12 protein-coding genes are annotated in these 12,834 nt (G+C 71.0%); 6 read left to right on the plus strand and 6 right to left on the minus strand.

All coding sequences use genetic code 11. The features are described from left to right. Positions 1-13 precede the first annotated feature (13 nt). From AMYBE_RS0101565 to AMYBE_RS0101580, 4 genes are all read right to left on the minus strand, one after another. Complete coding sequence (locus AMYBE_RS0101565) at positions 14-1,276, minus strand: sensor histidine kinase (protein ID WP_020657570.1); 1,263 nt, start codon at positions 1,274-1,276, stop codon at positions 14-16. Between the two features lie 426 nt (positions 1,277-1,702). Beyond that, positions 1,703-1,921: a hypothetical protein gene (locus tag AMYBE_RS0101570; protein WP_020657571.1), complete on the minus strand. Its 219-nt coding sequence runs from the start codon at positions 1,919-1,921 to the stop codon at positions 1,703-1,705. Positions 1,922-1,930: 9 nt separating this feature from the next. Further along, positions 1,931-3,037 carry a fatty acid desaturase family protein gene (locus AMYBE_RS0101575; protein ID WP_020657572.1) on the minus strand — a complete coding sequence of 369 codons (1,107 nt, stop codon included), beginning with the start codon at positions 3,035-3,037 and terminating at the stop codon, positions 1,931-1,933. 17 nt (positions 3,038-3,054) lie between these two features. After that, positions 3,055-4,143, minus strand: coding sequence for a ferredoxin reductase (locus AMYBE_RS0101580; RefSeq protein ID WP_020657573.1), 1,089 nt, complete (start codon positions 4,141-4,143; stop codon positions 3,055-3,057). 94 nt (positions 4,144-4,237) lie between these two features. Here AMYBE_RS0101580 and AMYBE_RS0101585 point away from each other — a divergent pair, with 94 nt between their 5' ends. From AMYBE_RS0101585 to AMYBE_RS0101595, 3 genes are all read left to right on the plus strand, one after another. Beyond that, entirely contained in the window at positions 4,238-4,921 is a 684-nt protein-coding gene (locus AMYBE_RS0101585) for a TetR family transcriptional regulator (protein WP_020657574.1), read from the plus strand. Positions 4,922-4,992: 71 nt separating this feature from the next. Continuing rightward, positions 4,993-5,427, plus strand: a complete 435-nt coding sequence (locus tag AMYBE_RS0101590) for a VOC family protein (RefSeq protein WP_020657575.1) — start codon at positions 4,993-4,995, stop codon at positions 5,425-5,427. Then, positions 5,424-6,152 (plus strand): lipoate--protein ligase family protein, encoded by a 729-nt coding sequence (locus AMYBE_RS0101595; RefSeq protein WP_020657576.1) that lies wholly within the window; start codon positions 5,424-5,426, stop codon positions 6,150-6,152. Before AMYBE_RS0101590 ends, AMYBE_RS0101595 begins: the two co-directional genes overlap by 4 nt. Positions 6,153-6,352: 200 nt before the next feature. On the opposite strand, the gene AMYBE_RS40795 is transcribed toward AMYBE_RS0101595, so the two are convergent. Continuing rightward, positions 6,353-7,315: an Lsr2 dimerization domain-containing protein gene (locus AMYBE_RS40795; RefSeq protein ID WP_020657577.1), complete on the minus strand. Its 963-nt coding sequence runs from the start codon at positions 7,313-7,315 to the stop codon at positions 6,353-6,355. A 145-nt stretch (positions 7,316-7,460) separates the two neighbouring features. Here AMYBE_RS40795 and AMYBE_RS0101605 point away from each other — a divergent pair, with 145 nt between their 5' ends. Further along, positions 7,461-8,855 carry a dihydrolipoyl dehydrogenase family protein gene (locus AMYBE_RS0101605; RefSeq protein WP_020657578.1) on the plus strand — a complete coding sequence of 465 codons (1,395 nt, stop codon included), beginning with the start codon at positions 7,461-7,463 and terminating at the stop codon, positions 8,853-8,855. Positions 8,856-8,994: 139 nt separating this feature from the next. Here AMYBE_RS0101605 and AMYBE_RS46835 read toward each other — a convergent pair whose 3' ends face one another. Beyond that, positions 8,995-11,376 carry a hypothetical protein gene (locus AMYBE_RS46835; protein WP_020657579.1) on the minus strand — a complete coding sequence of 794 codons (2,382 nt, stop codon included), beginning with the start codon at positions 11,374-11,376 and terminating at the stop codon, positions 8,995-8,997. A 264-nt stretch (positions 11,377-11,640) separates the two neighbouring features. On the opposite strand from AMYBE_RS46835, the gene AMYBE_RS0101615 reads away from it, so the two are divergent. Continuing rightward, positions 11,641-12,144 (plus strand): DUF3145 domain-containing protein, encoded by a 504-nt coding sequence (locus AMYBE_RS0101615; RefSeq protein ID WP_027927279.1) that lies wholly within the window; start codon positions 11,641-11,643, stop codon positions 12,142-12,144. Between the two features lie 23 nt (positions 12,145-12,167). Then, a complete protein-coding gene (locus AMYBE_RS0101620; protein WP_027927280.1) occupies positions 12,168-12,764 on the plus strand; it encodes a hypothetical protein in 597 nt (198 codons plus the stop codon). Positions 12,765-12,834 lie beyond the last annotated feature (70 nt).

Below are 12,834 nucleotides of genomic sequence, written 5' to 3' on the forward strand. Positions count from 1 at the left end.
CTCTCGTCCGACCTTAGCGGGGCAGCGGCAGTACCGCGGTGACGACGGTCGGCCCGCCGCGCGGACTGGACACGGTCAGTTCGCCGTCCGCGGGGCGCAGCCGATCCGCGATCCCGGCCAGCCCGCCGCCCGGGACGATCTCGGCCCCGCCCGCGCCGTGGTCGATCACAGTGAGGCGCAACGCTTCTTCCCGCTCGTTGACCAGAACCGCGCACCGTCCGGCCCCGTGCTTCGACGCGTTGGTCATCAGTTCGGCGGCCGAGAAGTAGACGATCGTCTCCAGCGACGGCGGCGGCCGCCGGCTCAGTTCTACCGCGACAGTCGCGGAAAACCCCGCCGAACTGGCCAATGTGGACAGTGCGACGTGCAGGCCCTTGTCCAGCGCCGCCGGATGGATGCCGCGCGCGAGGTCGCGCAGCTCGACCAGTGCCTGCTTGGCGTTCCCGTGCGCCGCGTCGACCAGTGCGCGGACCTGGTCGAGATCGATGTCATCTCCGGCCAGTTCTTCTTTCGCCAGACCGAGTTTCATCGCCATCGCGACGAGCTGCGCCTGCGCGCCGTCGTGCAAGTCCCGTTCGATGCGGCGCAGCTGTTCCGCCGCGTCGTCGAGTGCGGTGGCCCGGGTTTCCTCGAGGAACCGGACGCGCTCGCGCAGCTTCGGATCGACCACCAAGGCACGCAGCAGCAGCCGGTCCGCCCAGGCGAACACGTGCACGAACGCGGGCCAGCCGGTCAGGACCGCCGCACCGCCCGCGCACCAGACGAGCGAACCCGCCCAGCCGCCGCTCTGGATGGCGAAGACCGGCAAGCGATGAAAGTGCTCGGTCTGGACGAACCAGGTGATCGGATACGTGAACGCCGCGAGGCCGAAAAGCCCGAGCGCTCCCGACGAGAAGAGCATGATCAGCCCGAGCGGCAACCGCAGCAGCAGATACGCGACCGACCGCCAGGCCATCCGGTCGCCGAGCCGGGCGACCAGCCAGTTCCACAGCCCGGGCTTGAGCTCGACCGGTCCCGGCGGCGGCAACGGCAGCCCGAGCAGCCGCCCCGCGAGCCGACGATGCATCCCGCCGAACCCGCGCGCGCCGCGCAGCACGCCGACGAGGATGAGGAACCCGAGGAACACCGGTGCCAACGCCAGCCCGACGACCGTCCCGGCGAGCAGCAGGATGACGGAGATCGGCGCGAGCAATCCGGTGACGACGATCCAAGCCGCCTCGCTGAAGCCCTGTCGCGCGGAAGCGGGCCAGAGCGCCCGGGGAAACGACGGGTTCACCGGCCGCTCCGCCGCGGATCGCCGCCGCACGGAACTGCGACCCGGTGCTCGCGGGCGTGGCGGATCGAGGGCAGGACGGTGTTCACGTGATCGAGTCTCCCGCGCCGGGACCGCGGGGACCACCGGGGATCCCCTGGACTTCGGCGGGGGATAACCCCCGTCAGGGGTGCTCTGTGAGGGCCTTGGGTGCGGTGAAGGGGCCCTTGACGGACACGGTGGCCGTGAAGGGAACATTGAGGGCTTTGGGCGCGGTGAAGGGGCCCTTGACGGACACGGTGGCCGTGAAGGGAACATTGAGGGAATCAGAGTCCCTCAATGTTCCCTTCACGGCCTTGGCGCGGGCGCGGAAGCGGGCACGGCCTTGGCGCGGGCGCGGAAGCGCGCGCCGCCTTGGCGCGGAAGCGGGCACCGGAAGCGGAAGTCAGCTCACTCCGGCTCGTCGCCGACCTTGAGCCGGGCTTCGTCCGCCTGCGCTCGCTGCGCCGCTTCGCGCATTTCGATCAGGTCCGTGAACCAGTCGCCGGTTTCCCGGGCGATGTCGCGGACCGCGCCGGTGATGATGGTGGCGATGTTGCCGATGTGGGTGGCCGCGGACTCCGTCAGCTCCTGCGCGGTGTCCTTGCCACTTTCGAATGGGCCGACCATGGGCTTCCCTCAGGCTGCTCGGAGTTGCCGTTCCGGGTCCACGGTAGCCGTTGTCCCCCGCGAAGGGAGGGCCAGCCGCACGATCTTCTTCGCCACCGACCACAGCTGCCGGTGCAGCGGCCCGGTGTTGTACGGCAGGCCGTAGCGCTCGCAGATCTCCCGCACTTCGCCGGCGATCTGCGGGTAGCGCCGGGCGGGCAGGTCGGGGAACAGGTGGTGCTCGATCTGGTGCGACAGGTTCCCGGACAGGATGTGGAACAGCGGCCCGCCGGTGATGTTCGCCGATCCCAGGATCTGGCGCAGGTACCACTGGCCGCGGGACTCGTTCTCGGTCTCTTCCTCGGTGAAGCTTTCCACGTCGGCGGGGAAATGGCCGCAGAAGATGATGGAGAACGCCCACAGGTTCCGCACCAGGTTCGCGCTCGCGTTCCCCAGCAGTGTCAGCGGGGCCAGCGGACCGGTGAGCAGCGGGAACAGCACGTAGTCCTTGCCGACCTGGCGTCCCGCCTTCCGCACGATCCGGCGCAGCACCGGCACGTTCTCCGCCCAGGTCCGTTCGCCCTGCACGACCCGGTCCACCTCCAGGTCGTGCAGCATTACGCCCCACTGGAACAGCAGCGCGAGCAGCGTCGCGTACACCGGGTTGCCCAGGTAGTACGGATGCCACTTCTGCGCCGGGTCCATCCGAAGGATTCCGTAGCCGACGTCGCGGTCCTTGTCGACGATGTTCGTGTACGTGTGGTGGATGTAGTTGTGCGAGTGCCGCCAGTTCTCCGACGGCGCGACGGTGTCCCATTCGAACCGCTGCGAGCTCAGCTCCGGGATGCGCGTCCAGTCGTACTGGCCGTGCATCACGTTGTGGCCGATCTCCATGTTGTCCAGGATTTTCGCCGCCGACAGCGCCGCGACGCCGGCCAGCCACGCGGGCGGCAGGAAGCCGGCGAACAGCAGGCCGCGGCCGGTGACTTCCAGCGCGCGCTGGGTCTTGATGATCTTGCGGATGTAGTCGAGGTCCTCCTCGCCGAGATCGTCGACGATCCGCTGGCGCAGCGCGTCGAGTTCCCGGCCGAATTCCTCGACCTGGGCGGTGCTCAGTCGGTCCTGCAACCCGGTCATGAGTGTTCCTCCGGTGGTCAGGCGTCGATTTCGACGTCCCCGACGGGGACGCTGACGCAGAGCTGGATTTCTTCGTTCTCTTCGCCGGAGACCTCGCCGGTGCGGGCATTGCGCACCCGGCCCGCGGTCTTCACCTGGGTGCAGGAGAAGCAGATGCCCATCCGGCATCCGTGTTCCGGCGACAGGCCCGCTTCCTCGGCCTGTTCGAGCAGCGCCTTGCCGCTGTTGGCGAACTCCCGGCCGCTGCGGGCGAACCGCACCTGGCCTTCGGCGGCCGAGGTGTCGAAGGTCAACGGCGCGGCCGTGAACTCTTCGGTGTGCAGTCGTTCACTCAATCCTTCGCGAGCGAACAGGGCGCGGGCGGCGGCCATCAGTGGGGCCGGGCCGCACAGGAAGGTCTCCGCTTCGCGGAACCACGGCGCGGCCTGCTCCAAATGAGCCGCTGAGAACAGGCCGTGCAGGTCGCCGCCGCGCCGGGCGTGCGTGTGTGCGTGGACGATCTTCAGTCCGGGATGGGCGGCGGCGAGTTCGGCAAGTTCGGCGCGGTAGAGCGTGTCGGCCGGGGTGTTCGAGTAGTGCAGGAACACGACCTCGCCAGGATGGCGCTCGGCGACGAGCGTGCGCGCCATCGCGAGCACCGGCGTGATCCCGCTGCCGCCGCTCAGCAGGACGATCCGGTCCGGCCGGCTCGGCGGCAGCGTGAACTCGCCGTCCGCCGGAGACAGCCCGACCACCGCGCCGGCCTCGGTGTTCTGCAGATACCGCGACACCAGCCCATGTGGGTCGGCCTTCACGGTGAACTCCAGATCGCCGGTGCCCTGCGCGACACACGGCGAGTAGCAGCGGGTCCGCCGCACCCCGTCGATCTCCACGTGCAGCCGCACGTACTGGCCGGCTCGGAAGCCTTGCCAGGCGCGGCTCGGGCGCACCGTGAAGGTGACGGTGTCCGGCGTCTGGTGCCGCACGGCGGTGACGCGGCCGCGGATCTCGCGGCGCACCAGCATCGGGTCGACCAGTTCGAGGTACCGGTCCGCGCCGTGCGGGGTGAGCAGCGCCTCGGCGAGCGAGACGAGCCCGCGCACGCGGCGGGGCAGCAGTGCGGTCATCACCCCTCCTGAAAGTTTGAGTGCACAGTCGTACACTGACTAGTGTGGGGGCAAGGCCGGGGGGCCTGTCAACGCGGAAGCGAGGTGATGTGACGTGGACCATGCGGGGACCGCCAGTACGCTGCTCGACGTGTCCGCAGCCGAGGAGCCGGCCGGTCCGGTGAGCCGGCAGGAACGCAAACAGCGCACCCGTCAGTCGTTGCTGGACGCTGCGCTCGAGCTGCTGGCCGACCGGAGTTTCGCGAGCCTTTCGCTGCGCGAGGTCGCCAAGCGGGCGGGCATCGTGCCGACCGCCTTCTACCGGCACTTCACGTCGATGGAAGAGCTGGGCGTCGCGCTGGTCGAGGAGACCACGCGCACGCTGCGCGGCCTGCTCCGCGGCGCGCGCACGGAGAACAGCGGATACGGCGGGATGATCCGGGCGTCGGTGCACACGCTGCACAAGCACGTCCGCGCACACGAGGACCACTTCCGGTTCGTCACTCGCGAGCGCTACTCCGGACCGGGTCCTATCTCTCGCGCGATCGCCGTAGAGCTGCGGATGTTCTCCAGCGACCTGGCGCTGGACCTGGCCCGCTTCGACCCGCTGCGCACCTGGCCCACCGAAGACCTGCACCTGCTCGCGGACCTGATCGTCACCGCCATGCTCGGCACTGTCGCCGAACTGCTCGACGTGCGTCCCGGCGACACCGCGGCCGACGAACGCATCCTGACCGCGGCGGAAAAGCGACTGCGGATGGTGCTGCTCGGCGTGCCGCATTGGCGGCCGGAGGGATAATTCGGCCACCCCGCGCATCCGCTTGCCGGGCGGCCCGGACGTTCGGCGCCGACGCGCGTTTAGGGTGAGTCGTGGCCCATCTGCACCTGACCGCGATCATCGTCGCGGACTACGACGAAGCGATCGACTTCTTCACCCGCGCACTCGGCTTCGATCTGGTCGAGGACTCGCCGTCGCTGACCAACGACGGACGCCCCAAACGCTGGGTGGTCGTGCGCCCGCCCGGGGGCGAAACCGGCATCCTGCTGGCTCAGGCCGACGGTGACCGGCAGGCCGCGGCGGTCGGCGATCAGCACGCCGGACGAGTCGGATTCTTCCTGCGGGTGGCCGATTTCGAGGCCAGCTACCAGCGGATGCGCGCGGCCGGCGTCGAGTTCCTCGGCGAACCCCGGACCGAGCCCTACGGCACGGTGGTCGTCTTCCGGGACATCGCGGGCAACCGCTGGGACCTGCTCGGGCCCGCTCGGGACTCCGCGGGCCCGGCAGGCGAGGGAGGAACGCGATGACCAGCGGGTCGGAAGTGCGGGCCGAGTTCGCCGACCCGGCCGAGAACCTGGCGTTCGACGAAGCTCTGCTGCGCGAGGAACCGCCGGGTCCGGTGTTGTGGCTGTGGCGGAACCCGGTGTGCGTGGTGGTCGGCCGAGGACAGCGGATCGCCCGCGAAGTCCGCGTCGACGACTGCGTTCGCGACGGGGTTCCGGTGCTGCGCCGAGCCAGCGGCGGCGGCACGGTGTTCCACGACCCGGGCAACCTCAACGTCACGCTCGTGCTGCCCGGCCCGTCCGACCGTCCACTGGAAATGCTCGGCCTGGTCATGTCCGCCGCGGTGGAGAAACTGGGCCTGCCCGCCCGGATCGGCGACCGCGGCATCTTCGTCGGCGACGCGAAACTGTGCGGGTTCGCGGTGTTCCGGACGAAAGGCGTGCTGCTCGCGCACTCGACGCTGTTGATCGACACGGATGCCGCGCGCGTCGGCGCTTACCTGACTGGTCCGCCGCCGGATCCGAAGCCGCTGGACTCGCACCGAAGCAAGGTCGCTTCCCTGGCTGATCACGGGGTTTCGATGAGCTTGCGCGAGGTGGAGGACGTGGTGCGCAGCGCGGCGGCCGGGTTGCTGGGGGAGTTGCCGCCGCGCCCGCCCAGCGAAGCGGAACTGGCGCGGCAGGAGGCATTGCTGGAGAGCCGGTACCGGTACGCGGAGTGGCACGCGGAGGGACGGCAGCGTTCGTGAAGGGGCGCGCGGCGAGGTCGGCCCAGCCATGCGGAGCCTGTGGTTGGTCCGTGAAGGGTCCCTGGAGGGAATCTAATTCCGGCATGGGGTCCTTCACGGAACCAGCGGGAAGTCCGGTCTAGCCGGATCTTCGCGCAGCCGCGGACCGCGCCGCTGATCGGCCGCCGGGGAGAAGCCGGACGGCCGATCACTCGGCGGAATCAGGTGCCGGACGAGGAGAACAGCACCGGCGGAACCTCTCGCGCCGCACGCCGCGGTTTCGCGGCGGCTTTCGGCGCGGACGCTTCGGCTGGCGCGGTTGCCTTCACCGGGGCGGTTGCTTTTACCGGCGCGGCCTTGACCGGCGCGGCCTTGACCGGCGCGGCCTTGGGTGGCGCGGCCTTGACCGGCGAGGCCTTGGCCTGGGCGGCTTTGACTGGCGCGGCTTTGACTGGCGCGGCCTTCGCCCTGGCTGCCTTGACCGGGACCGATGTGGGCGCGGCAGTGACCGGGACCGATGCAGCCGGGGCAGTCTTGGTTGCCGCCGGCTTGGCTGGCGTCTTGATCGCGGCCTTCGCTGCCGTCGCCTTCGCTGCCGTCGGCTTGGCTGCGGAAGCCCTGGCGGCAGCGGGCTTTGCCACCTTCTTCTTCACCGTGGCGGTCTTCGCCGCCGTGGTGGCGGCGGTCGTCGTCTTCGTCTCGGTCGGCTTGACCGCCACCTTCGCCGAGGTCTTGGCCGTAGCCGACCTCTTCGCGGCCGGGCCCTTCACCGGCTTGGCAGCAGTCTCAGCCGCGCGGGCCCTGCGAGCGCCGGCGGCCGAACTCTTCGTCACACCTGCGGAACCGGTGCCCTTCCCGGGCTTTGCCGAAGCAGCGCCGGTTCCCTTCTTGCCCGCCTTTGCGCCTGCGTTGCCAGCGGCAGTTTCCTTGCCCGCAACGGCTTTCCCGCTCTGTGCCGCGGTCGCGGCCCGAACCGTTCCGGCCACCAGGCGCGGCCGCAGCTTGCGGCCGCCCGAGCGGCGGCCTGCCTTCGCGTACTTCGTCAGCAGCCGGCGCAGCGCGGCGGCGTTGCGGGCGCCCAGGTCGATGTCGTAATCCGCCCCGTCCAGCGAGAACGCGACCGTCTCGGCCGCGCGGCCGCCGGTCAGTGCGTCCGGGACGTGGGCAGCGGTGTTCCTCGCCATGGAGCCTCCCGTGCTCGATCGTGGTCATGCGTGCAACCGGCACGGCGACGACCCAAAACCTTCTGGTGCCGCCGGTTTCTTGCAGCTCGTGGACGACAATAGCGCCAGGCTTGCGCGAACCTGCGCGGTGGTGTGCGCTGTGTGCATGTCAGCAGAGACTTTCGACGTCGTGGTGATCGGCGCGGGCCCGGTAGGCGAGGTGGCGGCCGAACGCGCTGCCATGGGCGGGCTGAAGGTGGCACTCGTCGAACACGAACTGTTCGGCGGGGAATGCTCCTACTGGGCGTGCATCCCGAGCAAGGCGTTGCTGCGCCCGGGAAATCTGCTCGCCGCCGCGAAGCGGATTCCCGGGGTGCCGGTCGGCGACGCGCTGGATCCGGAGAAGGTGCTCGCCCGCCGCGACTGGTTCACCGGCCGCGGCGACGACGCGGGCCAGGTCGCCTGGGCGCGCGGGGCGGGCATCGAGCCGGTGCGCGGGTACGGCCGGATCAGCGGCGAGCGCGAAGTGACCCTCGACGACGGCCGGGTGCTCGCCGCCCGGCACGCGGTGATCGTGTGCACCGGCAGCGTGCCGCGGACACCGCCGATCCCCGGCCTGGACACGATCCGGCCGTGGGGTTCGCGGGAGGCGACGTCGGCGACCAAGGTGCCGGCCCGGCTCGGCGTGCTCGGCGGCGGCGTGGTCGGCGTCGAAATGGCGCAGGCGTGGGCGCGGCTCGGCTCGCAGGTCGACCTGGTGATCACCGGTGAACGGCCGCTGCCGCGGCTGCCGGAGTTCGCCGGCGACCTGGTGCTGGCCGGGCTGCGCGAGGCGGGCGTGCGCGCACACGTCTCGTCCGGGTTGAGCGAAGTGTCCGTTGTGGACGGTGGAACGCGGCTGCTGCTCAAGGGCGGCGAAGAGATCGTGGTCGACGAGCTGCTCGTCGCGACCGGCCGGGCACCGGCCACCGGGAAGGTCGGCCTCGACGTCGTCGGGCTGCCCACGACCGGTCCGCTCGAGGTCGACGAAAGCGGCCGAGTGTCCGCTGTGGAGGGTGGCTGGCTGTACGCGGCGGGTGACGTCACCGGCCGCGCTTTGCTCACTCACCAGGGGAAATACGCCGCTCGAGTGGTCGGCGACACGGTGGCCGCCCGGGCTCGCGGCGAGGAGATCTCGACCGCGCCGTGGAGCCGCTACAGCGCTACGGCCGACCACCACGCGGTGCCGCAGGTGGTGTTCACCGACCCGGAGGTGACGTCGGTCGGCGTCAGCGAGGCACGCGAGGGTTCGGCGGACCGGGTGGTGGACATCGACATCGCGGTGGCCGGTTCGTCGCTGCACGCCGACGGGTACGCCGGCAAGGCGCGAATGGTCGTCGACACCGAACGCGGCGTCGTGCTCGGCGTCACGTTCGTCGGCCAGGACGTGGCGGAACTGCTGCACTCGGCCACCGTCGCGGTGGTCGGCGAGGTCCCGCTGGACAGGTTGTGGCACGCGGTCCCGGCGTTCCCGACGATCAGCGAGGTCTGGCTGCGGCTGCTGGAGGCGTACGGGCTCTGAGCGCGGTTCCCGGTCCCGCCCGGGGATGACCAGTGCCCGGTTCCGGGACAGCGGAGATCGTTTGGCCAGCCGACCACGGACGATTCACAGTAAGCAGAAGGCCCGCAGCTTCGGCTGCGGGCCTTCTCTTCGCGGGTGATCAGGACGGCAGTTGCAGGTCCAGCGCGCCCTTCGCGGCCCGGACCAGCCCTGGATCGTCCGGAGTGGACGGTCCCGGCTGCCAGACCGCCTGCACCAGCCGCACGCCGTTGCCGTCGATCTTGCTGGCGTAGGCCGAGCTGTCGAACTTCGGCGTGCCCGAGGGCCACTTGTTGCTCTCGGCGGCGATGTCGAGAATTCCGCCGCCGCCCGGGTTGTCGGCGAGCTGCTTGAAGTTGGCTGCCTGCGCAGCGTTCGGGAACTCGACGACCGCGACGGTCACCGCGGCCGCGCGACCGTCCACGAGAGCCGTGTAGCTCGCGCGGCGGACCGCGGAACAGCTGGTCTGCTGAAGGCTCGCCTGGACGTCGCCGAACGCGTGCGACGCGCACTTCTGGTCCGAACTGTTCGCGATCGGCTGGAAACTGAGGCTGGGCGCAGGCGGCGCACTCGACGCGGCGCTGCTGGGCGGCGGACTGGCTGCCGGATTAGTGGCTGGCGCGCTGCTGGCCGGTGAGGCGGCGGTGTCGTTGCTGTCGCCGCTGGTAGCCACGACGATCGCGGACACGATCAGAATGACCAGCAGGACGATCGCGGCGAGCGGCACCCACTTGACGGTGCTGGACTTGCCGTTCCCGCTAGCGCCCCCCGGCGCGGAACCTGTCGCGCCGCCGGAAGCCGCCGTCGAACCGGCCGCCGCGGCCGCGCCGCCGACCGCAGCGCCGGAAGCCGCTGCCGCTTGAGCCGAACCACCCGCGGCCGAAGGCGCGGGAGCAGGCCGAGGCACCGGGGTCGGCGGACCCGGCCGAGACGGGGAAACCGGCCGAGCAGCCGGTACCGGCGAAGGCCCCGGCCGAGCCGGCTGCGCGGGCGGACTGGGCGGAGACCCCGGCTGAACCGCCCCGCGCGGCTGACTGCCCTGCCCTGGAACCCGCACAGGCGCGATCGGCGGAACCGCCCCGAGGGCCCGCCCGCGACCGGCGGGTTTCGTCGGGGACGGCATCTTGTCGGTCGGTGCCGCGGGCGGCTCGGCGGATTCCGTGGTGGCCTCGGAAAGCGCGTCGAGTTCGATTGAGGGAGCCTCGGACCGCGCCGGGGGAGCAGCGCTGTCCAGTGCGGCGGCAAGAGCGCTGGGGGAAGCAGCACCCGTGGACCCGCCGCTGGAACCAGGCGCGCTGGAGCCAGACGCGTCGGAACCGGCAGCGACCGTTTCAACCGCGCCGGACCGCTCAGTTACGGCCGCGCTGGAACTCTGGGTCTCGGCCGCGTCGGATCGCTGAGCCTCGACAGTGCTGGAACTCTGCGCCTCGGCCGTGTCGGACCGCTCAGCCTCGACAGTGCCGGACTGCTCAGCCGTGACCATGCCGGAACGCTCAGCCGTGACCATGCCGGAACGCTCAGCTGTGGCCGCGCCGGACTGCTGAGCAACGGCCGCCGCAGCCGCTCCGGTCACAGCGGTGGCCGGCCTCGCCGGGACCGCCTTCCAGCCTGGATCTTGGCCCCGTGCGCTGTCGCTCGCCGCAGCTCCGCCGGAGCCCGCCGCACCAGCACTACCGGTGTTCCCGGCTGCGCCGCCCAGCGCGGCGATTCCGCTGCCCAGCGCCGCGGCACCGCCAGCCACCGCAACACCGCTCGCGACGGTTGCGCCAGGTGCAGGAGCCCCGGCCCCAGCCGGTCTCCCGCCCGTGCCAGCCGCAAAACCCGCCGCGCTGCCCGCCGCGCCCGTGCCAGCGACTCCCAGCCCATCAGCCCTGGACCTCGGCAGGGGAGGCGGCGGAACGTCGTCCGCGAACCGAACGAACCCTTCCCCTCGCAGCACCTCGTCGGAAAGCTCCGGCGCGTCCGGCGCCAGCGCCGCGATCAGCGCCCGTGCCTGGTCCACCGACCGCGGATGCCGCGCGGTCGCCAGCGAGACCGTCGCGGCCAGCATCGTCGTCGGGGTCGGGTGCAGCACCCGGACCGGTCCGGCCAGATCGCCCGGCGGCTGCTCGACCGTCTCCACGTACGGTCCGACCGCCACGATCGTGCCGACCGGGCCGCCGCCCAGTTCGGCGATCCGGCGTTCGCATTCCTGGGACAGGTCGAGCGCCTCGGTCGCCGGGTTGACGTCGTCGCCGTGCACCAGCGGCCAGCCGTCGGCCTTCCAGGAGCCGCTCAGCGGGGCTTCGAGCCGCAGCGCCGGGTCGGGCAGGTCCACGCCGATCACGATGAGCACGCCGGCGGGCAGCACGACGACCGCTTCCACCGCGCGGTCTCCGGTGGGGCGGGCGCCGACGAGGGCGACGCCGCCGATCACGGTGCTCCCCCGGCCGAGGGAGGCGAGCGCGGCCCGCACGTCTTCCGCGACGCGCGAGGGCTGTTGCCCGAGACGGACCAGTCGCACCGCACTCTCCTCAAGGTCCACGCTGCTTCCGGGGCTACGCTAGCGCGCCGGGCCGCCGCAGCCGTGCTTCGCGCCTGCGCGTCGGCGTGCCTCACCACAACGGGCGGTCCGCTGCGACTTGTGGTGTTCATGTGGCCAAACAGCACAGTCGGGGTGCAGAATGTGCTACACAAGTCGGGAACTGGCATGGAGGCTAGCGATCCTGCGCAGGGTTCGAGAGGTCGTAGGGGAAGACGTCCCTCGTCGAACAAGCGGAGGTCAGCAGTGAGCACCCGTGGCAGCACCCGAGGCGTGGTGTACGTCCACTCGTCGCCGTCTGCGGTATGTCCGCACGTCGAGTGGGCGATTTCGGGCACCCTGGGTGCCCGAGTGGAGCTGAAGTGGACGGCCCAGCCGGCCAGTCCGGGACAGCTTCGCGCCGAATGCAGCTGGAGCGCGCCCGCAGGGACCGGCGGCAAACTCGCCGGGGCCCTCAAGGCGTGGCCGATGGTGCGCTTCGAAATCACCGAAGAGCCCAGCGCCGGCGTAGACGGCGAACGGTTCTGTCATGCCCCCGGCCTCGGCCTGTGGCACGGCCGGACCAGCGCCAACGGCGACATCGTCGTGGGCGAGGACCAGTTGCGCGCGCTCGTCAGCATGACGCGCGGCGGCGAGTCGCTCGCGCACAAGCTCGACGAACTGCTCGCCGCGGCCTGGGACGAAGCGCTCGAGCCGTACCGGCACGCGGGCGACGGCGCCCCGGTCACCTGGCTGCACCAGGTGGGCTGACCGGGGACGGTACCCTCACCCGGGTGAGCGTTTCTCCGGCCCCGCCGTCCCGTCAGCGGTGGTTGATCCCCGTGCTCGTGGTGGTCCTGTCGATCACCGTCGGCGGAGGTCTGCTCGCCCGCGAGTGGTACCGCCAGCCGGATCCGCCGCCGGCGACCGACCCGGTGACCGCGCCGCTGCCGTCGGAGAGCGTGGACCCGAACGACCGGCCCGGATCGGACGTCGTCAAGGTCACCGCGGACGTCGCGAACCATCCGCAGAACAATGCGGTGCGCACCGTTCTGCAGGCGTATTTCCGGGCGGTCAACGACAAGAACTACGCCGCCTGGGCCGATACGGTCACCGACGCACGACGCGCCCGGACGACCATGGTGCAGTGGCACCAGGACTTCAAGTCCACTAAGGACGGCACCATCCTGCTGTACCGCATCGAGCCGGGCGCGCAGGGCACGCTGCGAGCGTTGGTCGGGTTCACCAGCACGCAGAGCCTCGACGAGGCGCCGCAGGAGTTCCAGCAACCGTGTATCCGCTGGCGGCTGGTGATGCCGATGAAATTCGAGCACAACTCGTACCGGATCGACACCACCGACAACACCGCCATCGAACACGACAAGTGCTGAGCAGGCATCCGAACGACGAAGAAGGCTCCGGGCAGGAAATCCCCGCCCGGAGCCTTCTTCGTGAACCGGT

The organism is Amycolatopsis benzoatilytica AK 16/65, from assembly GCF_000383915.1.
Classification (GTDB): domain Bacteria; phylum Actinomycetota; class Actinomycetes; order Mycobacteriales; family Pseudonocardiaceae; genus Amycolatopsis; species Amycolatopsis benzoatilytica.

Coding starts and splice junctions, on each gene's coding strand:
- AMYBE_RS0101570 (WP_020657571.1), bottom strand. CDS start 1,921: ATGGTCGGCCCATTCGAAAGTGGCAAGGACACCGCGCAGGAGCTGACG.
- AMYBE_RS0101575 (WP_020657572.1), bottom strand. CDS start 3,037: ATGACCGGGTTGCAGGACCGACTGAGCACCGCCCAGGTCGAGGAATTC.
- AMYBE_RS0101580 (WP_020657573.1), bottom strand. CDS start 4,143: ATGACCGCACTGCTGCCCCGCCGCGTGCGCGGGCTCGTCTCGCTCGCC.
- AMYBE_RS0101595 (WP_020657576.1), top strand. CDS start 5,424: ATGACCAGCGGGTCGGAAGTGCGGGCCGAGTTCGCCGACCCGGCCGAG.
- AMYBE_RS40795 (WP_020657577.1), bottom strand. CDS start 7,315: ATGGCGAGGAACACCGCTGCCCACGTCCCGGACGCACTGACCGGCGGC.
- AMYBE_RS0101605 (WP_020657578.1), top strand. CDS start 7,461: ATGTCAGCAGAGACTTTCGACGTCGTGGTGATCGGCGCGGGCCCGGTA.